Origin of the sequence: Burkholderia sp. AU16482 (genome assembly GCF_002223285.1) — a bacterium.
GTDB classification, from domain to species: Bacteria; Pseudomonadota; Gammaproteobacteria; order Burkholderiales; family Burkholderiaceae; genus Burkholderia; species Burkholderia semiarida.
Map to the genome: position 1 here is coordinate 1,343,121 of NZ_NKEY01000003.1, position 21,377 is coordinate 1,364,497.

Genomic DNA, 21,377 nt, shown 5'->3' on the forward strand with positions numbered 1-21,377 from the left:
ACAATGTTGTCCGTCTGTCCGCGTGCGCCGATGCCGGCGCCGTTTTGGGGCAAGCGCCCGCCGCGCTTGCCGGCTTCGTTCCGCTCCACCTCACCTGGGGGTTTCGTGAATCGCTCCGGTTCCCGCGCCGCGCTGCTGATCGGCGCCGCGCTCGTCCTTGCCGCCTGTCATCCGAAAGAATCCGCGCCGCCCGCCCCGCGCCCCGTCGTCGCGCTGCCCGCACGGGCCGACACCGCCGCGGCCGCGCGCACGCTGCCCGGCGACATCCAGCCGCGCTATGCCACCCCGCTGTCGTTCCGCATCGCCGGCAAGATCATCGAGCGCCGGGTGCGGCTCGGCGATACGGTGAAGGTCGGCCAGGTCGTCGCGCTGCTCGATCCGTCCGACGTCGAGAAGAACGCCGCGAGTGCGCAGGCGCAACTCGATGCCGCGACGCACAGCCTCGCGTTCGCGAAGCAGCAGCTCGACCGCGATCGCGCGCAGGCCCGCGAAAACCTGATCGCGACCGCGCAGCTCGAACAGACCCAGAACAGCTACACGTCGGCGCTCGCGCAGCGCGACCAGGCGCAGCAGCAGCTCGCGCTCGCGAAGAACCAGCTCCGCTACGCGACGCTCGTCGCCGATCACGCGGGCACCATCACCGCCGAACAGGCCGACACCGGCCAGAACGTGTCGGCCGGCCAGCCGGTCTACCAGCTCGCGTGGTCGGGCGACGTCGACGTGGTGAGCGACGTGCCCGAGGCCGCGCTCGCGTCGCTCGCGCCCGGTCATGCGGCCACCGTCACGCTGCCGTCGCTGCCGGGGCGTCAGTTCGCCGCGAAGGTGCGCGAGATCGCGCCGGCCGCCGATCCGCAAAGCCGCACCTGGCGCGTGAAGCTCACGCTCGGCACGCCCGACCCCGCGATCCGGCTCGGGATGACCGCGGACGTCGCGTTCGCCGGCGCGCCGGTTGCCGGCGACGCGCAGCCGATCACGCTGCCCGCCACCGCGCTGTTCCACGACGGCGCGCAGCCGGCCGTGTGGGTCGTGCGCACCAAGGACGACACGCTCGAGTTGCGCCGCGTCGACGTCGCGCGCTTCAACGAGCGCACCGTCACCGTGTCGCGCGGGCTGCAGCCGGGCGAGCGCGTCGTGCTGCAGGGCGTGCATACGGTCAGCGCGGGCGAGAAGGTGCGCGCGATCGCGCCGCTGCATCCGGAGGACTTCGCATCGTGAGCGTCTCCCACGAAGAAGGCCGCTTCAACCTGTCCGCCTGGGCGCTGCGCCACCAGGCGCTGGTCGTCTACCTGATCGCGCTCGCGACGCTCGCGGGCATCCTCGCTTACACGCGGCTCGCGCAATCCGAAGACCCGCCGTTCACGTTCCGCGTGATGGTGATCCGTACCTTCTGGCCCGGCGCGAGCGCGCGGCAGGTGCAGGAACAGGTGACCGACCGGATCGGCCGCAAGCTGCAGGAAACGCCGGCCATCGACTTCCTGCGCAGCTATTCGCGCCCGGGCGAATCGCTGATCTTCTTCACGATGAAGGATTCGGCGCCCGTGAAGGACGTGCCCGAGACCTGGTACCAGATCCGCAAGAAGGTGGGCGACATCGGCTATACGCTGCCGCCCGGCGTGCAGGGTCCGTTCTTCAACGACGAATTCGGCGACGTCTACACCAACATCTGGACGCTCGAGGGCGACGGCTTCACGCCCGCGCAACTGCACGACTACGCGGACCAGTTGCGCACCGTGCTGCTGCGCGTGCCGGGCGTCGGCAAGGTCGACTATTTCGGCGACCCCGACCAGCGGATCTTCATCGAGGTCAACAACGCGCAGCTCACGCGCCTCGGCATCTCGCCGCAGCAGCTCGGGCAGGCGATCAACGCGCAGAACGACATCTCGTCGGCCGGCGTGCTGACGACCGCCGACGATCGCGTGTTCGTGCGGCCGAGCGGCCAGTTCGACAACGTCGCCGCGATCGCCGACACGCTGATCCGCATCAACGGCCGCACGTTCCGGCTCGGCGATCTCGCGACGGTCAGGCGCGGCTACGACGATCCCCAGGTTACGCAGATGCGCGCGAACGGCCATGCGGTGCTCGGCATCGGCGTGACGATGCAGCCGGGCGGCGACGTGATCCGGCTCGGCAAGGCGCTCGACGCCGAATCGAAGGATCTGCAGGCGCAACTGCCGGCCGGCCTGAAGCTGACCGAAGTATCGAGCATGCCGCACGCGGTCTCGCATTCGGTCGACGACTTCCTCGAAGCCGTCGCCGAAGCGGTCGCGATCGTGCTGGTCGTGAGCCTCGTGTCGCTCGGGCTGCGCACCGGGATGGTCGTCGTGATCTCGATTCCCGTCGTGCTCGCGGTCACCGCCCTCTTCATGTACCTGTTCGACATCGGGCTGCACAAGGTGTCGCTCGGCACGCTCGTGCTTGCGCTCGGGCTGCTCGTCGACGACGCGATCATCGCGGTCGAGATGATGGCCGTGAAGCTCGAACAGGGCTACAGCCGCGCGCGTGCCGCCGCGTTCGCGTACACCAGCACCGCGTTCCCGATGCTGACGGGCACGCTCGTCACGGTATCGGGCTTCCTGCCGATCGCGCTCGCGAAATCGAGCACCGGCGAATACACGCGCTCGATCTTCGAGGTGTCGGCGATCGCGCTGATCGCGTCGTGGTTCGCGGCCGTCGTGCTGATCCCGCTGCTGGGCTATCACATGCTGCCCGAGCGCAAGCGGCACGCGCACGAGGCGCATCTGCCCGACGATCACGAGCACGACATCTACGACACCCGCTTCTACCGGCGGCTGCGCGGCTGGATCGACTGGTGCATCGAGCGGCGCTTCGTCGTGCTGCTGATCACGGGCGCGCTGTTCGTCGTCGCGCTGATGGGCTTCACGCTCGTGCCGCAGCAGTTCTTCCCGAGCTCCGACCGGCCCGAGCTGCTGGTCGACCTGCGGCTGCCCGAAGGTGCGTCGTTCGCGGCGACGCTGCGCGAGACCGAGCGCCTCGAGAAGGTGATCGACAAGCGTCCCGAGATCGACCATGCGGTGAACTTCGTCGGCAGCGGCGCGCCGCGCTTCTACCTGCCGCTCGATCAGCAGTTGCAACTGCCGAACTTCGCGCAGTTCGTGATCACCGCGAAATCGGTCGAGGATCGCGAGAAGCTCGCGGCCTGGCTCGAAACCACGCTGCGCGACAAGTTCCCGGCCGTGCGCTGGCGGCTGTCGCGGCTCGAGAACGGCCCGCCGGTCGGCTATCCGGTGCAGTTCCGCGTGAGCGGCGACAGCATCGCGACGGTCCGCTCGATCGCCGAGAAGGTCGCGGCGACGATGCGCGGCGACGCGCGCACGGTCAACGTGCAGTTCGACTGGGACGAGCCGGCCGAGCGCTCGGTGCGCTTCGAGCTCGACCAGAAGAAGGCGCGCGAGCTGAACGTCACGTCGCAGGACGTGTCCAGCTTCCTCGCGATGACGCTGTCCGGCACGACCGTCACGCAGTATCGCGAGCGCGACAAGCTGATCGCCGTCGACCTGCGCGCGCCGCGCGCCGACCGCGTCGATCCGGCGAAGCTCGCGGGCCTCGCGCTGCCGACGCCGAACGGCCCCGTGCCGCTCGGCTCGCTCGGCCGCTTCACGCCGACGCTCGAATACGGCGTCGTGTGGGAGCGCGACCGCCAGCCGACCATCACCGTGCAATCCGACGTGCGCGCCGGCGCACAGGGCATCGACGTCACGCACGCGGTCGACGCGAAGCTGAACGCGCTGCGCGCGCAGTTGCCGGTCGGCTACCAGATCAACATCGGCGGCTCGGTCGAGGAAAGCGCGAAGGCGCAGGCATCGATCAACGCGCAGATGCCGCTGATGGCGATCGCCGTGTTCACGCTGTTGATGATCCAGCTGCAAAGCTTCTCGCGCGTGCTGATGGTCGTGCTGACCGCGCCGCTCGGGCTGATCGGCGTGGTCGCGACGCTGCTGCTGTTCGGCCAGCCGTTCGGCTTCGTCGCGATGCTCGGCGTGATCGCGATGTTCGGGATCATCATGCGCAACTCGGTGATCCTGGTCGACCAGATCGAGCAGGACATCGCGGTCGGCCACGGCCGCGTCGACGCGATCATCGGCGCGACCGTGCGGCGCTTCCGCCCGATCACGCTGACGGCCGCGGCCGCCGTGCTCGCGCTGATCCCGCTGTTGCGCTCGAATTTCTTCGGGCCGATGGCGACCGCGCTGATGGGCGGCATCACGAGCGCGACCGTGCTGACGCTGTTCTATCTGCCTGCGCTGTACGCGACGTGGTTCCGCGTGAAGCGCGACGAACGCGACCCGCAGGACGGGCCGCCGCCAGGCGGCACGCCTGCCGCGCCGTCGGGAGCCTGACCATGAATCGATCGATGACCCTGAAAACGAAAACCGTGCGGGCGCTCGCGGCGGCGAGCCTCGCCGGCCCGCTCGCGGGCTGCGCATGGTTCGCGCCGAGCGGCGAGCCGCCCGCGATGCCGTCGCCCGCGCACTACGGCGCCGCGCCGCAGGTCGAGCAGACCGTGTCCGCGCATGGCGTCGCGCAGCAGTTCGAGGTCGGCGCACAGCCGGTGCCGGACTGGTGGAAACAGTACCGTTCCGATGCGCTGAACGCGCTCGTCGACGAAGGGCTGCGCAACAGCCCGACGCTGAGCGCGGCGTCGCATTCGCTGGATGCCGCGCGCGAACAGTTGCGCGGCCAGATCGGCAGCTCGATGCTGCCGTCGATCGACGCGGTCGGCCAGGCCGCGCGCCAGCGCGCGCTCGGCGTGCCGATTCCCGCGCTCGGCGCGCCGACGCTGCTGTACGACACGTTCGTCGGGCAACTGCAGGCGAGCTACACGGTCGACCTGTTCGGCGTGTCGCGCTTCGCGAACCGCGCGCTCGCGAAACGCGTCGACGTCAGCGCGTTCCAGCTCGAATCCGCGCGGCGTGCGCTGGCCGCGAACATCGTCACGGCGTCGATCACCGTGTCGGTGCTCAATGCGCAGATCGAGACCACCGAGCGGCTCGTCGCGCTCGCGAACGACCAGGCGCACGACGCCGAGCGCCGTTACGCGCTCGGTTCGGCATCGCGCAGCGATGCGCTCAATGCCCGGCAAAGCGCCGACACGTTCGCGGCGAGCCTGCCCGCGCTGCGCCAGCAGCGCGACTCGGCGCGCCATGCGCTCGCGGTGCTGGTCGGCCGTACGCCCGACCGGCCGCCGGCCGATCTCGCGCTCGCCGACCTGCACCTGCCCGAACAGGTGCCCGTCGTCGTGCCGTCGGACCTGCTGCAAAGCCGCCCGGACATCCAGGCCGCCGACGCGGGGCTGAAGGCCGCCGCCGCCGAAGTGGGCCTCGCGACCGCGCAGATGTTCCCGCAACTGTCGCTGTCGGCGGCGATGGGCAAAGGCGGCTTCAGCTGGCCGGCGATGCTGTCGGGCGCCGGCGCGATCTGGAACGTCGGCGCGTCGCTGAGCCAGCCGATCTTTCACGGCGGCGCGCTGCTCGCGCAGCGCCGCGCGGCGAAGGCGACTTACGAGGCCGCGGTCGACCAGTACAAGCAGGCGGTGCTCGGCGCGTTCCAGAACGTCGCCGATTCGCTCGCGGCGCTCGAGCACGACGCGCAAGCGCTCGACGCGTCGTCGCGCGCCGCGCTGTCCGCACGGGGCGCATACGACGACGCGGCCGCCCGCGTGCGGCTCGGCGCGCTGCCGCCGTCGGCCGCGCGCGCGAGCGAGTTGCAGTACCGCAATGCGCGGCTCGACGAGATTCGCGCGACCGGTGCGCGGCTCGCGGATACCGCGCGGCTTTACCAGGCGATGGGCACGCCGCCGGCCGGCAAGGACGCGCCGTCCGACAAGGCCGGCAACGCCGCCGGCGACACTGCGACCGGCAAGGAAGCACGCGCCGCCGCGCCTTCGGCGCAATAACCGGCCCCCTCGGATCGGACGCGCGTGCGGCTACCCGCCACGCGCGTCCGATCGCCGATCTTCCGCTTGACCCTCACGTAGCGTAACGTTCGAGACTCCAGTGTGCGCACCGAACGGAGGAACGAATGCGGCTGAAAGTGGGAGAACTGGCGAAACGCAGCGGGCTGACCGTCCGCACGCTTCATCACTATCACGCCATCGGCCTGCTGACGCCTTCGGCGCGCGCCGACAACGGCTACCGGCTGTACGACCGCGACGACATCGCCCGGCTCCACCAGATCCAGGCCCTGCGTCGCTTCGGACTGTCGCTCGCCGAAATCGGCGACTACCTGAACCAGCCCGGCACCCCGCTCGTCGATCTCGTCGCGAAGCAGATCGCGTCGCTCGACCGCCAGCTCGCGCAAACCGCGCAGCTGCGCGAGCGGCTCGCGAGCCTGCACGCGCAGCTCGCGGCGGGCACCGAGCCGGAACTGGCCGATTGGCTCACCACACTGGAGTTGATGACCGTGTACGACAAATATTTCTCCGAGGAAGAACTCGCACGCCTGCCGATGTACCAGAAGAGCCAGGCCGGCGACGCGGAATGGATCGCGCTCGTCGCGCAAGTTCGTGCGCTGCACGAGGCGGGCGTGCCCGCCGAGGACGAGCGCGTGCGTGCGCTCGCCGCGCGCTGGATGGCGCTGCTGGTGCGCGACACGAACAACGATCCGCGGCTGCTCGCGAAACTGAACCTGATGCACGAGCAGGAGCCGTCGATGCAGTCGAAGTTCGGCATCTCGACCGCGTTGCGCGACTACGTGCTGCGCGCTTCGTCGGAAACGAAGATGCGGCTCTTCGAGAAGTACCTCACGCCGGACGAGATCCGCTTCATGCGGGCGCACTACGCCGAACGCGCGATGGAATGGCCGCAACTGATGGCCGACGTGCGCGACGCGATCGATGCGGGCACGCCGCCCGATTCGCCGCAAGGCCGCGCGCTCGCGCAGCGCTGGCTCGAGCTGTTCCGCAGCTACGCGGGCGACGATCCGGCCACGCACGCGAAATTCCGTCAGGCGTTGATGAACGAGCCGGCGCTGTCGAAGGACTCGTGGACCGACGACACGCTGCTCGGTTTCATGCGCGCAGCGATGGCGCAGTTGGCGCCGGTGCGTTGATCGCATGACGGGCGGGCGGCGAGCGGTTTCCCGTTTGCCGCCCGTTTCGCCATTGGCGGCCGGTATCGCGCGCTCACCGGCCGGGCGTCCGGCCAGCGCCCGTTCACGCCAATAACCCACCCTAGTCGCTGCGCATGCTGATCCCGCGCCAGCGCTTCGTCATGTAGCGCAGAAGCGCGGGCTGCGCCTTCAGGTCCGCGTTCGGCACGGGCGCCGCGCCGCCGTCGACCAACTTGCCGTTGACCGTCACGGTTTCCTCGCCGCGCAGCACGTACTTCGTCCCCGCGTCGATCAGGAAATACTTGACCTGATCGGCACTCACGTCGCCGCGGCAACCGATCTTGTACGCGAACAGGAACTGCTTGCGGCCGGTGCCGAGCACGTCGCGCATCTCGATCGATTTCGGCACGACGTCGAGAATCACGTCGACCGGGCAATCCTTCACGTAGTCGCGCACCGTCCAGTCGGGGCGGCCGTCGAGCGTCGCGGACACCTTGAGCTCGACGTCGTCGCCGGATACGGTTCTGGCGAGCGTCACGGCATGCGCGCCGGCCGCGTCGGTCCACGTGTAATCGGCCGCCTGTACTGGGTTGGACAGCGCTGCCGCCGTGAGAAACAGGCCAGGCAAAAGGAAGCGTATTTTCATCGGCGACGGGGTGAGAATCGAACGCGCCATTATCGACGAAGCCGCGCGCCGCCGACAGCCTCGCGCGACACCCGCCGTTCAGCGCTCCCGCGTACCGAGACCGAGCGCCTTCATCCGCCGGTACAGCGTCCGTTCGCTCAATCCGAGCCGCTCGGCGAGCGCCTTGCGCGTGCCGTCGAACGCGCGCGCGATGCGCACGAGCTCCGCGTCCGACACGCCGCGCGTGTCCGCCGCCTGCACGTGCGGCGCGGCCGCGGCCGCGACCAGCTCGGCCGGCAGGTGTTCGACGCGAATCGTCCCGTCGTCCGCGAACAGGCACGCGCGTTCGAGCACGTTGCGCAGCTCGCGGATGTTGCCGGGCCACGCATACGCGTCGAGGCATGCGCGCGCGCGTTCGGTCAACGTGAACGGCCGGGCATTCGCGTCGCCCGCCTTGCCGCGCGCGTTCGCGATGCGCCGCAGGATCGATTCGGCCAGCAGCGCGACGTCGCCCCGCCGTTCGCGCAGCGCCGGCAGCGGAATCGGAAACGCGTTGATCCGGTAGTAGAGATCCTGCCGGAACCGGCCGTCGTCGATCATCTCGCGCAGCGGCTTGTGGGTGGCCGCGACGAGCCGGAAATCGGCGCGCAGCGCCTCGACGCCGCCGACACGCCGGAACGTCCCCGATTCGATCAGCCGCAGCAGCTTCACCTGCATCGGCAGCGGCACGTCGCCGATCTCGTCGAGAAACAGCGTGCCGCCCTGCGCGGTTTCGACGAGGCCCGGCTTGCGCTGGTTCGCGCCCGTGAACGCCCCCTTCTCGTAGCCGAACAGCTCGCTCTCGAACAGCGTCTCGGCGATCCCCGAGCAATCGACGACGACGAACGGCCCCATCGCGCGGTCGCTCGCCTCGTGCAGCGCGCGGGCGAACAGTTCCTTGCCCGTGCCCGATTCGCCGAGCAGCAGCACCGGCAGCGTCGAGGGTGCCACGCGCTGCAGCGCGCCGAGCGCCGCGTTGAACGCGTCGGAGCCGCCGACGAGCCCTTCCGCGCTCGGCTGCGCGGACGCGCTGCGCACCGTCGTCAGCCGCTCGACATACGCGATCACGTTGCCGTGCGCATCGAAGATCGGCCGCAGCTCGACGTCGACATGCTCGGGGCCGCGCGGCGTGTGATGGATGTGCAGCACGCGGTTCAGCCCGCGCGATTCGAGCGCCTGCTTCATCGGGCAATGCTCGCCGGCCTGGTCGCACGGCACGTCGTAGTGATGCGACACCTGGAAACAGTGCCGGCCCACGTGCTCGACGCCGGCCACACCGAACTGGCGCCGGTACGCGTCGTTCGCCGCGAGGATCCGGTAGTCGGGATCGACGACGATCATCGGCTGCGGGTCCTGCTCGAGATACGCGACGAGTGCGCGTACGTCGGGCATCGCGTCGTGGCACGGGGCGGGGACGATCGGAATGGTGTCGTGCGGATTCATGCGGCGGCTCGCTCGGCGAAGGGGCGCCCGGACGGACTGCCAGGCAGGCTGCCAATTCTGCCACGACACTGCCAGTTGTGGCAGTCATCGTCGTCAACCGGATGTCGCCGCCGCCTTCAGCGGGCCGCCGGTGCACCGAAAAACCGAGCCGAATCAAGCCCTTGCCACATCGGTGGACGCTGCACCGCAGGTTGGCACGCTTCTTGAAGTAAAGACCGCGATTGCAGATGCAGAACCCGATCGAGGACACCCCGTGAGCCACGCCCCCGCCCTGTCGGTCGAAGGTTTTTTCGACCCGGCGACCCACACCGTCAGCTATCTCCTGCTCGATACGGCGAGCCGCGCGTGCGCGCTGATCGACAGCGTGCTCGACTACGACCCGAAATCCGGCCGCACGCGCACCGCCAGCGCCGACCGGCTGATCGCGCGCGTCGCCGAACTCGGCGCGACCGTGCACTGGCTGCTGGAAACGCACGTGCACGCCGACCACCTGTCGGCCGCGCCGTATCTGAAAGCGCGGCTCGGCGGCCGGATCGCGATCGGCTCGCACGTGCGTCGCGTGCAGCACGTGTTCGGCACGCTGTTCAACGCGGGCCCCGGCTTCGCGGAAGACGGCCGCCAGTTCGACCGGCTCGTCGACGACGGCGACACGCTCGCGCTCGGCGCGCTGACGATCCGCGCACTGCACACGCCGGGCCACACGCCCGCGTGCATGACCTACTGCGTGGACGATGCGACACAGCGCGCGGCGTTCGTCGGCGACACGCTGTTCATGCCCGACTACGGCACGGCCCGCTGCGACTTCCCCGGCGGCGACGCGCGCACGCTGTACCGCTCGATCGCGCGCGTGCTCGCGCTGCCGCCCGACACGCGCCTGTATCTGTGCCACGACTACCAGCCGGGCGGCCGCGACGTGCAGTTCGTGACGACCGTCGCCGAGCAGCGCCGCGCGAACGTGCACGTGAAGGACGGCGTGACCGAGGACGATTTCGTCGCGATGCGCACCGCACGCGACGCGACGCTCGACATGCCCGTGCTGATGCTGCCGTCCGTGCAGGTCAACATGCGCGCCGGCCACCTGCCCGAACCCGAGAACAACGGCGTGCGCTACCTGAAGATTCCGCTCGACGCGATCTGAGCCGCGCGCCCCGCCCATCCGGAGAACCCCGACATGACCATCCGCAAGCTGACCGACACGCTGTCGGTCTCGCCGCAGATCGCGGCGGCCGACCTGCCCGCGCTTCACGCGGCCGGCATCCGCGCGATCATCTGCAACCGGCCCGACGGCGAAGGCGCCGACCAGCCGACCGTCACCGAGATCCGCTCGGCCGCCGCGCCGCTCGGCATCGACGTGCATTACCTGCCGGTCGATACCGGCAAGGTAACCGACGACCAGGCCGCGCAGTTCGGTGCGCTGCTTGCGTCGCTCGACGGGCCCGTGCTCGCGTACTGCCGCAGCGGCACGCGTTCGGCCACGCTGTGGGCGCTGTCGCAAGCCGGGCTGCGGCCGCTGGACGACCTCGTGGCCGCCGCCGGCGCGGCTGGCTACGATCTGAGCGCACTCGCCTCGCGTGTCTCGCCAGGCGGCCGCCGGACGGCGCCGACCGTGGACGCACGGCACGACGTCGTGATCGTCGGCGCCGGTGCGGCGGGCATCGCGGTCGCGTCGAGCCTGCTCGCGCGCGACGCGTCGCTCGACATCGCGGTGATCGATCCGGCCGACGTCCACTATTACCAGCCCGGCTGGACGATGGTCGGCGCGGGCGTGTTCCAGCCCGGCACCACCGCGCGGCCGATGACCGACGTGCTGCCGCGCGGCGTGCAGCGGATCCAGGCCGCCGTCGCGGGCTTCGAGCCCGACGCGCATGCGGTCGTGCTCGACGGCTGCCGGCGCATCGGCTATCGCAAGCTCGTCGTGTGCCCGGGGCTCAAGCTCGACTGGCACGCGATCGACGGCCTCGCCGACACGCTCGGCCGCAACGGCGTCACGTCGAACTACCGCTACGATCTCGCGCCGTACACGTGGGAGCTCGTGCGCGCGTTCCGCGGCGGCAATGCGCTGTTCACGCAACCGCCGATGCCGATCAAGTGCGCGGGCGCGCCGCAAAAGGCGATGTACCTGTCATGCGACCACTGGCGGCGCACGGGCCGACTCGCGGCCGCGAACGTCGAATTCGTGAATGCGGGCGGCGCGCTGTTCGGCGTCGCCGATTACGTGCCCGCGCTGATGGAGTACGTGAAAAGCTACGACATCGCGCTGTCGTTCGGCCACAACCTCGTCGCAATCGACGGGCCCGCGCGCCGTGCGACGTTCTCGCGCGCGCTGCCGGAAGGCGGCAAGGAAACCGTCGAGCGCGCGTTCGACATGATCCACGTCGTGCCGCCGCAGAAGGCGCCGGACTTCGTGCGCGCGAGCCCGCTCGCCGACGCGGCCGGCTGGATCGACGTCGATCCGGCGACGCTGCGGCACAAGCAGTTTGCCGACATCTACGCGCTCGGCGACGTCACCAACACGACCAATGCGAAAACGGCCGCGGCCGCCCGCAAGCAGGCGCCCGTCGTCGCGCACAACCTGCTCGCGTCGCTCGGCCGCGCGCACGGCGACGCGGTGTACGACGGCTACGGCTCGTGCCCGCTCACCGTCGAGCGCGGCAAGATCGTGCTCGCCGAGTTCCTGTACGGCGGCAAGGTCGCGCCGACCTTCCCCGCATGGCTGATCGACGGCAAGCGCCCGTCGCGGCTCGCATGGCTGCTCAAGGAGCGCGTGCTGCCGCCGCTCTACTGGAAGGCGATGCTCAAGGGCCGCGAATGGCTCGCGAAGCCCGCGATCGCACGCTGACCGGAGCGCGATGACGTCATGCTGATTTCCCTCGTGCTCGGCGGTTTCGTCGGCGCCGTGCTCGGCCTGACCGGCGCCGGCGGCGGCATTCTCGCGGTGCCCGCGCTCGTCGTCGGAATGAGCTGGCCGATGCAGCAGGCCACGCCCGTCGCGCTCGTCGCGGTGGCCGGCAGCGCCGCGCTCGGCGCGCTCGAAGGCTTTCGCCGCGGGCTCGTGCGCTATCGCGCCGCGCTGCTGATGGCCGTGGCCGGCGTGCCGCTGACCACGCTCGGCGTGCGGCTCGCGCACGTGCTGCCGCAGCGCCTGCTGCTCACGCTGTTCGCGCTGACGATGCTGGTCGTCGCCGGCCGCCTGTTGCGACAGGCGCTGCGGCGGCAGGCGGCCGATGCGGACGCGTCGCCGCTGTGCGTCGGCCGCGTGAATCCCGATACGGGCCGGCTCGTGTGGTCGTGGCCCGTGGGCATCGCGCTGGCGTCCACCGGCGCGGTCACGGGCTTGATGACGGGATTGCTCGGTGTCGGCGGCGGCTTCGTGATCGTGCCGATGCTGCGCAAGTTCACGAACGTGTCGATGCATGGGGTGGTCGCGACGTCGCTGATGGTGATCGCGCTGGTCGGCACCGGCGGCGTGTTGGCCACGCTCGTGTCGGGCACGCGCGCGCCGCTCGACGTGACGCTGTGGTTCACCGTCGCGACCGCGATCGGGATGGCGATCGGCCGCGGCGCATCGCGCCACCTCGCCGCGCGGCACGTGCAGGCCGGGTTCGCGGCCGTGCTCGTGTGCGTCGCGCTGGGGTTGCTGGCGAAGGCGGCGTTCGGCGCATAGACGCCGGCGACGGGCCAGCGATCGTGACGCGCCGCCAAACAAAACGCCCGGCCCGACTCGTCGTCGGCACCGGGCGTTTTTCATGACGGCCGCAATCGGCCCGTCAGGCGGCGAACCCCGCCATCCGCTTGCGTTCCTGACGCAGCATCACGAAGTTCGCGATCACGACGCCGGCCGTCACCGCGATGATGAACAGCGTCGCGAGCGCGTTCATCTCCGGGTTCAGGCCGAGGCGCACGCGCGAGAACACGACGAGCGGCAGCGTCGTCGAGCCGGGGCCCGACAGGAACGCCGACAGCACGAGATCGTCGATCGACAGCGTGAACGACAGCAGCCAGCCGGCGATCAACGCCTGCGAGATCAGCGGCAGCGTGATCGTGAAGAACACCTTCAACGGCGTCGCGCCGAGATCGAGCGCGGCTTCTTCCAGCGACGGATTCAGCTCGCGCACGCGCGACTGCACGATGATCGCGACGTAGGAAATGCACAGCATCACGTGGCCGAGCCAGATCGTGAACACGCCGCGCTCGGCCGGCCAGCCGATCCACTTCGCGAGCTCGATGAACAGCAGCAGCAGCGAGATCCCCTGGATCACCTCGGGGATCACGAGCGGCGCGTTGATCATCCCGCTGAACAGCGCGAAGCCGCGAAAGCGCCCCATCCGCGCGAGCACGAAGCCGGCCCACGTGCCGATGAACACCGACGCGAACGCGGTCAGCACGCCGATCTTCAGCGACAGCCACGCAGCCGTCAGCAACTCGTCGTCCTCGACGAGCGCCGCGTACCAGCGGAACGAAAAACCCGACCACACGGTGACGAGCTTCGACTCGTTGAACGAATAGACGATCAGGCTGAGGATCGGGATGTACAGGAACGCGAAGCCGACGAACAGCGCCGCGAACTGCAGGTAGCGATTCGGCTTCATCGGCGGCCTCCCTGTTCCTTCGCCTGGAAGTGCTGGAACATCGCCATCGGCACGAGCAGCAGCAGCACCATCGCGCAGGTCACGGCCGACGCCATCGGCCAGTCCGCGTTGTTGAAGAACTCGTTCCACATCACGCGGCCGATCATCAGCGTATTCGCGCCGCCGAGCAGCTCCGGAATCACGTATTCGCCGACCGCCGGAATGAACACCAGCAGGCAGCCCGCGATGATCCCGTTCTTCGACAGCGGCAGCGTGATCTGCACGAACGCCTTCCACGGCTTCGCGCCGAGGTCGTACGCGGCCTCGAGCAGGCGCAGGTCCATCTTCACGAGGTGCGCGTAGAGCGGCATCACGAGAAACGGCAGATACGAATACACCATCCCGATGTACACCGCGTAGTTCGTGCGGTACAGCTCGATCGGCGCATGGGTGAGCCCGATCCACATCAGGAAGTTGTTCAGCAGCCCGTTGTTCTTCAGGATGCCGATCCACGCGTACACGCGGATCAGGAACGACGTCCAGAACGGCAGCATCACGCCCATCATCAGCAGGTTGCGGGTGGCCGGGTTCGAGCGCGCGATGTAATACGCCATCGGATAGCCGAGCAGCAGGCACAGCAGCGTCGTGATCGCGGCCACCACCACCGAATTCACGTAGGTCGCGAAATACAGGCTGTCGGTCAACAGGAACGCGTAGTGCGACAGGTTCAGCGCGATGTGCACGACGCCGTCCGCGTACGACGTGAGTTCCGTATACGGCGGGATGCCGAGCTGCAGCTCCGCGAAGCTGATCTTCACGACCAGCACGAACGGCACGAGGAAGAACAGCACGAGCCACGTGAACGGGCCGGCCACGACCGCCGTGGCGCCCGTCAGGTTGAAGCGCCGCACCGGCCACTCGAGCAGGGACTTGAACGCGTTCATGACGTCAGCACCACGCCGGCGGTCGCGCTCCAGCGCACGTAGATCTCGTCGGCGAGCGCCGGCGTGTCGAGTTCGGAAATCGCGAGGCTCGACACGTTCGCGATCACCGTCTTGCCCCCGTCGAGCTTCACGTGATACAGCGAATAGCCGCCCATGTACGCGACGTTGCTGATCCGGCCGCGCGCCCAGTTGAACGCGCCTTCGGGCGGCTTGCGCGTGAGCGCGATCCGCTCGGGGCGCACCGACACCGTGACCGGCATCCCGAGCGGGCCCGAGATCCCGTGACTCACGTACAGCCGGCTCGGCAGCTCCGGCGATTCGATGTACACGTGATCGGGCTCGTCCTCGACCGTCACGCCGTCGAACAGGTTCGTCGAGCCGATGAATTCGGCCGAGAAGCGGCTGTTCGGGTATTCGTACACTTCGTTCGGCGAGCCGATCTGCACGATCTGGCCTTCGCTCATCACCGCGAGCCGGTTCGCCATCGTCATCGCCTCTTCCTGGTCGTGCGTGACCATGATGCACGTGACGCCGACCTTGTTCAGGATGTTGACGAGCTCGATCTGCGTGCGCTGACGGATCTGCTTGTCGAGCGCCGACATCGGCTCGTCGAGCAGCAGCAGCTTCGGGCGCTTGACCAGCGAGCGGGCCAACGCGACACGCTGCTGCTGGCCGCCGGACAACTGGTGCGGCTTGCGCTTCGCGTACTTGCCCATCTGCACGAGTTCGAGCGCGGACGCGACACGCGCCTTCAGCTCGGCCTTCGGCGTGCCTTCCTGCTTGAGCCCGAACGCGACGTTCGACTCGACCGACATGTGCGGGAACAGCGCATACGACTGGAACATCATGTTCACGGGCCGCTTGTACGGCGGCATCTGCGCGAGGTCCTCGCCGTCGATCAGGATCTTGCCCGACGTGACCGTCTCGAGGCCCGCGAGCATCCGCAGCAACGTCGACTTGCCGCAGCCCGAGCTGCCGAGCAGCGCGAACAGCTCGCCCTGGCGCACGGTCAGGTTGACGCTGCGCACGGCTTCGGTGTCGCCGAATTTCTTGACGACGTCGACGATCTGGATGAAGTTCTCGGCGCGCGCATCGGCGCCGGAGGAGGAAACGGAGAACGGCGCGCCCGCAACCGGCGCGCCCGACTGGCTATTCATGATGTGCTGCTTCTCTCCTGCGTTAGACGAACAAAGCCCCCGGGGGCACCAGGGGCTTCATGACCGCGGGTTCACTTCGGCTCGCGTCAGCGGCCCGACTTCAACTCGGTCCACAGACGCGTCTGCAGACGCTGGATTTCAGGCGGCAGCGGCTTGAGCAGGAACAGCGTCTTCACGACGTCGGCCGGCGGGTAGACGGCCGGGTCGTTCGCGACGTCGGGCCGCACGTACTTGCGTGCCTCGGTGTTGGCGCTCGGGTAGTACACCGCGTTGGTGATCGCCGCGTGCACCTTCGGATCCTCGATGTAGTTGATCCACTGCAGCGCGGCTTCCTTGTTCTTCGCGTCCTTCGGGATCGCCATCACGTCGAACCACACCGGCGCGCCGCCCTTCGGAATGTAGTACTCGACCTTGTACGGCTTCTTCGCCTCGATCGCGCGATGCTTCGCGATCACGACGTCGCCCGACCAGCCGAACGCGAAGCAGATGTCGCCGCCGACCAGGTCGTTGATGTAGCCCGACGAGTTGAATTGCGTGATGTACGGGCGGATCTTCTTCAGCACGTCCATCGCGGCCTTGTAGTCGGCCGGGTTCGTGCTCATCGGATCCTTGCCGATGTAGTGCAGCGTCGCCGCGAACATCTGGTCGGGGGCGTCGAGCACCGACACGCCGCAGGTCTTCAGCTTCGCGATGTTTTCCGGCTTGAACAGGATGTCCCAGTTGTCGAGCGGCACCTTGCCGAGCGCCTGCTGCGCCTTCGTCAGGTTGTACGCGAGACCGGTCGTGCCGTACGCCCAGGGCACCGAGTACTTGTTGCCCGGATCCGCGCCGGCGACGAGCGCCATCAGTTGCGGATCGAGGTACTTGAGGTTCGGCAGCTTCGACTTGTCGAGCGGCGCGAAGATGCCGGCGGCGATCTGCTTGCCCGCGTAGTTGCTGGTCGGCACGACGATGTCGTAGCCCGAGCTGCCCGTCAGCAGCTTCGCCTGCAGCGTGTCGTCGCTGTCGTAGTTGTCGTAGCGGACCTTGACGCCCGTCTGCTTCTCGAAGTTCGGGATCGTGTCCTTCGCAATGTAGTCCGACCAGTTATAGACATTGAGCTGCGTATCCTTCGCCGCTGCCGCCGATGCGCCCACGCACAGCGCGAGCGCCGCGAACCGGCCCACTACCTTTGCTTTCATCCCGTTCTCCCTTCGGCCGGACGCATTGCCCGGCTGCCGTCTGCCTCGTCATGGCGGCGCATTCCGGCGCGCCGCCCCTCGAAAACCCCGAAAACTACCATCATTCGCGCCCCGTCACAAAAAAATCATGCCGGTGTCGCGCAAACGGAACAGATTCCCGCCGCCGGTCGGTCGAGCCGCCCGTGCGGCGGGGCGTTCCGGGGGAATTCTATCGGGTAATCGGCGGTTGTCCACCGGCAAAAACGGACGACGGAGAATCCGCGTTTGCATGACGCACGGCCCGTTCGACGGCCGCGCGCAACGCCGGGCAGTACTGTCGCGCTCCCGCGCCGGGACGGCATGCGGGCGGCAACGTCCGGCCGGGCCGCCGCGATGCATTAAAATGGCGGCTGACGATTCAACTGCGCGAACCCTGCCGATGGCCTCCAATCTTCACGACCTCCCCGACAGCCCCTGCATCGGCGTGTGCTCGACGCTTTTCGACGAAGTCTGCAAGGGGTGCGGCCGCACGGCCGCCGAAGTCTCGAACTGGGTGTTCCTGAGCGACGACGAAAAGCGGGCGGTGTGGGAACGCATCACGCGCGAAGGCACCGCGATGCGCTTCCAGTACGACAAGCTGTAAATCCGCGCGCACAAAAAAAGAGCGGCATGCCGACCGCCATGCCGCCAACCCCAACTCTGTTCTTTTACAGTCGCGTCTAGAACTTCATCCCGACGCCCACGCCGACGATCAGCGGATCGATGTGCAGCGTGCCGATGCCCTTGTCGCCCAACGTCGCATCGGTGCTCATCCAGATCTTCTTCACGTCGACGTTCATGAACACCTTCTTCGTCAACTGCACGTCCACGCCGAACTGCAGCGCGGGGCCGAAGCTGCTCTTGTTGATCGACACGCCCTCCCCGCCGACGTTGAGCCCGTTGTTGTAGAAGTACGTGTAGTTCAACCCGGCGCCGACGTACGGACGCACCTTGCCCGCATGGTTGAAGTGATACTGCAGCAAGAGCGTCGGCGGCAGCACGCCCACGCCGCCGAGATTGCCGAGGCTCGACGTCATCTGGTGCCGCGACGTGCCAAGAATCAGTTCCACGCCGAGGTAGTCGCGGATCATGTACGTGAAGTCGAGCTCGGGCACGATCGCGTTGTTCACGCCCGTGTTGATCGCGCCGAGCGTGTCGCTCGCGCGCTCGTTCGGCTGGATGCTGATCGCGCGAAGCCGAACCAGTACGTCACCCTGGTTGATGCCGTCCCCCGGCGATGCCGCGTACGACAGCGACGGCATCGCGAGGACGCTCGCCGCGACGGCGGCGGCGGTGACACAAGTTCGAATCGTTTTATGCATGGTACGGACCCCCAAAGAATGGTTTCCATTCTCGCTGTAGGGTCTTTTCGTCATCTTGATATTGGTCAAGCCAGCGTAAACGTGGGACGGTTTGCCGCAGGCTCGGTCGCACTGCCCGTCAGCAGCAGGTCGAGCAGATCGCGCACGCTGCGGATCGCGCGGCCGAACGGCAACGCTTCGCGGCCGCGGAAGAACAGCCCGTTCGCGACGTCGCCGCGCAGCGCGGCCGCGAGCCGCGTGTCGATGCAGAAGTGGCCGAATTTCTCGATGCCGTCGCGCAGCCCGCATACGCTCAGGCATTCGAGCGCGGTCGGGCAACGCTGCCTGAACGCGCCGAGCTTGTTGCGAATGCGCGTCTCGTTGCGCAGGTAACGATCGAGCCACGGCGTCTTCACCGCGCGTGCCGGCAGCCCCGTCACGCTGACGAATTCGACGATGTCGTCGGGCGTCGCATCGGCAAGCACGCGCTTGAAACGCGGATGCGCATCGCCCTCTTCGGTCACCGCGAACGGCGTCCCGACCTGCACGCCGTTCGCGCCGGCCGCGAACGCCGCGCGCACCGTGTCGTGGCTGTTGATCCCGCCGGCCACGATCAGCGGGATCGTGTCGCGGGCGACACCGAGCGACGCCATCACCTGCGCGGTCTCGTCGAGCACGCGCGCGAAATCGAAGCGGCCGTCGTGCATGTCGTCGAGCTGCGTGACGCCGAGGTGGCCGCCCGCGTGCGCCGGATGCTCGATCACGATCGCATCGGGCAAGCGGCCCTTCTTCATCCACTTCTTCAGCACCAGCGCGATCCCGCGACTGTCCGACAGGATCGGGATCAGCGCGATGTCGCGCCCTTGCGTGAGGTCGGGCAGATCGAGCGGCAGGCCCGCGCCCATCACGATTGCGTCCGCGCCCTCGTCGCACGCGACCCGCACGTAGTCCGCATGCGCGCTCACCGCCTTCATCACGTTGACCGCGATCATCCCGCGGCCTTCGCTGTACGTTTTCGCGAGACGGATCTCGCGCGCGAGCGCGTCGAGGTTCGCCGCCTCGAGCGTCGAGCGATCGGGTTGCGCGCGGCAACGCGCGAGCAGATCCGCATGATGGTGGCGCAGGTCGATGCTCGCGATCGTGCCGACCGCGCCTTCGCGCGCGACGCTGCCCGCCAGCCGGTGCGCGGAGATGCCGACGCCCATGCCGCCCTGCACGACGGGCAGCAAGGTGCGGCCGCGGATCGTCAGCGGCGGAAAGGAAGTGCGTACGGTCATCTGAAACCTCGTCGGAACATCGGAACCGCGATGATCGACGATCCACCGCCGCGCACCTTGACGGCCGTCAAGAAAAAAACGGCACGCGAGCGTGCCGTTTCCGATTCGAGCCGCGAGCGGCGTTCAGGCCGGCTTCGCCGGCTTCAACTGTATCGACTTGTACTCGAGATACTCTTCGAGCCCGTACACGCCGTTCTCGCGGCCGTACCCCGACTGCTTGAAGCCGCCGAACGGCGCGGCGGCGTTCCACGTGCCGCCGTTGATGTCGACCTGCCCCGTGCGGATGCGGCGCGCGACGCGCATCGCGCGCTCGTCGCTGCCTGCCCACACCGCACCGCCGAGCCCGTACGGCGAATCGTTCGCGATCCGCACGGCCTCGTCTTCATCGCGATACGTGATGATCGACAGCACCGGCCCGAAGATCTCTTCCTGCGCGATCGTCGATTTCGGATCGACGCGGCCGAACACGGTCGGCTTCACGAAGAAACCCTTTTCGAGCCCTGCCGGCAACCCGGTGCCGCCCGTCACGAGTTCCGCGCCTTCGTCGATGCCGCGCTGGATGTACGCCTGCACGCGCTGCTGCTGCGCGGCCGACGCCAGCGCGCCGAGGCGCGTCGCCTCGTGCCGCGGGTCGCCCGCGACGTACGACTCGGCCGCCGCCTTCGCGAGCTCGCGCGCCTCTTCGTAGCGCGCTTGCGGCACCAGCATCCGCGTATGCGCGGAGCAGGTCTGGCCCGCGTTCAGGTAGCACGCGTTGACCGTGCCCTTCACGGCCGTCGCGAAATCGGCATCGTCGAGGATCACCGACGCCGACTTGCCGCCCAGCTCCAGCGCGACGCGCTTGACGCTCGCGGCCGCCAGCTCGGCCACGCGCTTGCCCGCGCGCGTCGAGCCGGTAAACGACACCATGTCGACGTCCGGATCGCTGGCCAGCACCTCGCCGACGACCGGGCCATACCCACACACCAGGTTGAACACGCCGGCCGGCAGCCCGGCCTCGTGGATCGCTTCGGCGAGCATGAACGCGTTCAGCGGCGCGACTTCCGACGGCTTCAGCACCACCGTGCAGCCGGCCGCGAGCGCCGGCGCGACCTTCAGCGTGACCTGGTTGAGCGGGTAGTTCCACGGCGTGATCGCCGCGACGACGCCGACCGGCTCGCGCACCACCAGCGAATTGCCGACCCGCGCGTCGAATTCGAACGATTCGGCGAGCTTCGCGTACGCCTTCCAGTTGTAGATCGGGCCGCCGACCTGGATCGCGCGCGACAGCTTGATCGGCATGCCGACTTCGCCGGTGATCGACTGCGCGAGTTCTTCGCTGCGCGCCTGCAGATGCTCGACGATCTTGCGCAGGTAACCCGCGCGCGTCGCGGCCGGCGTGGCCGCCCACGCGTCGAAGGCCGCGCGCGCCGCGCGGATCGCGGCCTGCGCGTCGGACGCGACGCCCTCGGGAATCCGGCCGATCACGGCTTCGGTGCCCGAATCGATCACGTCGATCGTGCCCGTGCCGGCCGGTTTGCGCCATGCGCCGTCGATGTAGAACTGGTCGTAGATTTTCATCGTGTTCCGCCTCCAGGGAAGCCGCCATTCTAGCGAGCGTTTCGGTGGCTGGTGTGACGAATGACAGCCATCCGAAAGGACCGGCCAGGCCCCGCGCCGGTGCTCCGCCGCCCGCGCGCATGGCCGGCGGCGCCTTCGTCCGGCCAACGCCGCGTCAGCGTCCACCCGGGTGCGCGGCCGGGCCCGCATCGTGCTA

General features: G+C 68.6%; 17 protein-coding genes. 8 read left to right on the forward strand and 9 right to left on the reverse strand.

What is annotated here, in order from left to right; translation table 11 throughout:
- The first annotated feature begins 105 nt into the window (after positions 1 to 105).
- The 4 genes from CFB35_RS08750 to CFB35_RS08765 all read left to right on the forward strand — a co-directional run bounded on the left by CFB35_RS08750 (position 106) and on the right by CFB35_RS08765 (position 7,068).
- Positions 106 to 1,215, forward strand: a complete 1,110-nt coding sequence (locus CFB35_RS08750) for an efflux RND transporter periplasmic adaptor subunit (protein ID WP_059583447.1) — start codon at positions 106 to 108, stop codon at positions 1,213 to 1,215.
- Positions 1,212 to 4,358, forward strand: coding sequence for an efflux RND transporter permease subunit (locus CFB35_RS08755; RefSeq protein ID WP_089464779.1), 3,147 nt, complete (start codon positions 1,212 to 1,214; stop codon positions 4,356 to 4,358). Before CFB35_RS08750 ends, CFB35_RS08755 begins: the two co-directional genes overlap by 4 nt.
- A 2-nt stretch (positions 4,359 to 4,360) precedes the next feature.
- Entirely contained in the window at positions 4,361 to 5,914 is a 1,554-nt protein-coding gene (locus tag CFB35_RS08760; protein ID WP_089464780.1) for an efflux transporter outer membrane subunit, read from the forward strand.
- A gap of 125 nt (positions 5,915 to 6,039) precedes the next feature.
- Positions 6,040 to 7,068, forward strand: a complete 1,029-nt coding sequence (locus CFB35_RS08765; protein WP_059583452.1) for a MerR family transcriptional regulator — start codon at positions 6,040 to 6,042, stop codon at positions 7,066 to 7,068.
- A gap of 121 nt (positions 7,069 to 7,189) precedes the next feature.
- Here CFB35_RS08765 and CFB35_RS08770 read toward each other — a convergent pair whose 3' ends face one another.
- Positions 7,190 to 7,714 carry a M949_RS01915 family surface polysaccharide biosynthesis protein gene (locus CFB35_RS08770; RefSeq protein ID WP_089464985.1) on the reverse strand — a complete coding sequence of 175 codons (525 nt, stop codon included), beginning with the start codon at positions 7,712 to 7,714 and terminating at the stop codon, positions 7,190 to 7,192.
- 78 nt (positions 7,715 to 7,792) lie between these two features.
- The gene (locus CFB35_RS08775; protein WP_089464781.1) at positions 7,793 to 9,175 is read right to left on the reverse strand and encodes a sigma-54-dependent Fis family transcriptional regulator; all 1,383 of its coding nucleotides are present in this window, start codon (positions 9,173 to 9,175) and stop codon (positions 7,793 to 7,795) included.
- Positions 9,176 to 9,428: 253 nt separating this feature from the next.
- Here CFB35_RS08775 and CFB35_RS08780 point away from each other — a divergent pair, with 253 nt between their 5' ends.
- From CFB35_RS08780 to CFB35_RS08790, 3 genes are read left to right on the forward strand one after another with little or no spacing between them, the layout of a single operon-like run.
- The gene (locus CFB35_RS08780; protein WP_059583456.1) at positions 9,429 to 10,313 is read left to right on the forward strand and encodes an MBL fold metallo-hydrolase; all 885 of its coding nucleotides are present in this window, start codon (positions 9,429 to 9,431) and stop codon (positions 10,311 to 10,313) included.
- Between the two features lie 33 nt (positions 10,314 to 10,346).
- The gene (locus CFB35_RS08785; protein ID WP_089464782.1) at positions 10,347 to 12,014 is read left to right on the forward strand and encodes a bifunctional protein tyrosine phosphatase family protein/NAD(P)/FAD-dependent oxidoreductase; all 1,668 of its coding nucleotides are present in this window, start codon (positions 10,347 to 10,349) and stop codon (positions 12,012 to 12,014) included.
- Positions 12,015 to 12,032: 18 nt separating this feature from the next.
- Positions 12,033 to 12,839: a sulfite exporter TauE/SafE family protein gene (locus CFB35_RS08790; protein ID WP_059583460.1), complete on the forward strand. Its 807-nt coding sequence runs from the start codon at positions 12,033 to 12,035 to the stop codon at positions 12,837 to 12,839.
- A gap of 103 nt (positions 12,840 to 12,942) precedes the next feature.
- Here CFB35_RS08790 and CFB35_RS08795 read toward each other — a convergent pair whose 3' ends face one another.
- From CFB35_RS08795 to CFB35_RS08810, 4 genes are all read right to left on the reverse strand, one after another.
- The gene (locus CFB35_RS08795) at positions 12,943 to 13,764 is read right to left on the reverse strand and encodes an ABC transporter permease subunit (protein ID WP_059583461.1); all 822 of its coding nucleotides are present in this window, start codon (positions 13,762 to 13,764) and stop codon (positions 12,943 to 12,945) included.
- A complete protein-coding gene (locus CFB35_RS08800) occupies positions 13,761 to 14,687 on the reverse strand; it encodes an ABC transporter permease subunit (RefSeq protein ID WP_059583463.1) in 927 nt (308 codons plus the stop codon). The genes CFB35_RS08795 and CFB35_RS08800 overlap by 4 nt, the downstream gene beginning before the upstream one ends.
- Positions 14,684 to 15,844 carry an ABC transporter ATP-binding protein gene (locus CFB35_RS08805; protein ID WP_059583465.1) on the reverse strand — a complete coding sequence of 387 codons (1,161 nt, stop codon included), beginning with the start codon at positions 15,842 to 15,844 and terminating at the stop codon, positions 14,684 to 14,686. Before CFB35_RS08805 ends, CFB35_RS08800 begins: the two co-directional genes overlap by 4 nt.
- A gap of 86 nt (positions 15,845 to 15,930) precedes the next feature.
- A complete protein-coding gene (locus CFB35_RS08810; RefSeq protein ID WP_059645918.1) occupies positions 15,931 to 17,025 on the reverse strand; it encodes a polyamine ABC transporter substrate-binding protein in 1,095 nt (364 codons plus the stop codon).
- Positions 17,026 to 17,443: 418 nt separating this feature from the next.
- Between CFB35_RS08810 and CFB35_RS08815 the strand changes: the two genes are divergently transcribed.
- Positions 17,444 to 17,647, forward strand: a complete 204-nt coding sequence (locus tag CFB35_RS08815) for a DUF1289 domain-containing protein (RefSeq protein ID WP_006493160.1) — start codon at positions 17,444 to 17,446, stop codon at positions 17,645 to 17,647.
- Between the two features lie 76 nt (positions 17,648 to 17,723).
- On the opposite strand, the gene CFB35_RS08820 is transcribed toward CFB35_RS08815, so the two are convergent.
- The 3 genes from CFB35_RS08820 to CFB35_RS08830 form a co-directional block, all read right to left on the reverse strand.
- Positions 17,724 to 18,365, reverse strand: coding sequence for an OmpW family protein (locus CFB35_RS08820; protein WP_089464783.1), 642 nt, complete (start codon positions 18,363 to 18,365; stop codon positions 17,724 to 17,726).
- 65 nt (positions 18,366 to 18,430) lie between these two features.
- Positions 18,431 to 19,621, reverse strand: coding sequence for a nitronate monooxygenase family protein (locus tag CFB35_RS08825; protein WP_089464784.1), 1,191 nt, complete (start codon positions 19,619 to 19,621; stop codon positions 18,431 to 18,433).
- Between the two features lie 123 nt (positions 19,622 to 19,744).
- Positions 19,745 to 21,181: an aldehyde dehydrogenase family protein gene (locus CFB35_RS08830; RefSeq protein WP_089464785.1), complete on the reverse strand. Its 1,437-nt coding sequence runs from the start codon at positions 21,179 to 21,181 to the stop codon at positions 19,745 to 19,747.
- Positions 21,182 to 21,377 lie beyond the last annotated feature (196 nt).

Excerpts from the sequence above, each read along its gene's own strand:
- CFB35_RS08765 (WP_059583452.1), top strand. The coding sequence starts at position 6,040 with ATGCGGCTGAAAGTGGGAGAACTGGCGAAACGCAGCGGGCTGACCGTC.
- CFB35_RS08790 (WP_059583460.1), top strand. The coding sequence starts at position 12,033 with ATGCTGATTTCCCTCGTGCTCGGCGGTTTCGTCGGCGCCGTGCTCGGC.
- CFB35_RS08785 (WP_089464782.1), top strand. The coding sequence starts at position 10,347 with ATGACCATCCGCAAGCTGACCGACACGCTGTCGGTCTCGCCGCAGATC.
- CFB35_RS08775 (WP_089464781.1), bottom strand. The coding sequence starts at position 9,175 with ATGAATCCGCACGACACCATTCCGATCGTCCCCGCCCCGTGCCACGAC.
- CFB35_RS08820 (WP_089464783.1), bottom strand. The coding sequence starts at position 18,365 with ATGCATAAAACGATTCGAACTTGTGTCACCGCCGCCGCCGTCGCGGCG.
- CFB35_RS08805 (WP_059583465.1), bottom strand. The coding sequence starts at position 15,844 with ATGAATAGCCAGTCGGGCGCGCCGGTTGCGGGCGCGCCGTTCTCCGTT.
- CFB35_RS08800 (WP_059583463.1), bottom strand. The coding sequence starts at position 14,687 with ATGAACGCGTTCAAGTCCCTGCTCGAGTGGCCGGTGCGGCGCTTCAAC.
- CFB35_RS08830 (WP_089464785.1), bottom strand. The coding sequence starts at position 21,181 with ATGAAAATCTACGACCAGTTCTACATCGACGGCGCATGGCGCAAACCG.
- CFB35_RS08795 (WP_059583461.1), bottom strand. The coding sequence starts at position 13,764 with ATGAAGCCGAATCGCTACCTGCAGTTCGCGGCGCTGTTCGTCGGCTTC.
- CFB35_RS08760 (WP_089464780.1), top strand. The coding sequence starts at position 4,361 with ATGAATCGATCGATGACCCTGAAAACGAAAACCGTGCGGGCGCTCGCG.
- CFB35_RS08825 (WP_089464784.1), bottom strand. The coding sequence starts at position 19,621 with ATGACCGTACGCACTTCCTTTCCGCCGCTGACGATCCGCGGCCGCACC.
- CFB35_RS08770 (WP_089464985.1), bottom strand. The coding sequence starts at position 7,714 with ATGAAAATACGCTTCCTTTTGCCTGGCCTGTTTCTCACGGCGGCAGCG.
- CFB35_RS08810 (WP_059645918.1), bottom strand. The coding sequence starts at position 17,025 with ATGAAAGCAAAGGTAGTGGGCCGGTTCGCGGCGCTCGCGCTGTGCGTG.
- CFB35_RS08815 (WP_006493160.1), top strand. The coding sequence starts at position 17,444 with ATGGCCTCCAATCTTCACGACCTCCCCGACAGCCCCTGCATCGGCGTG.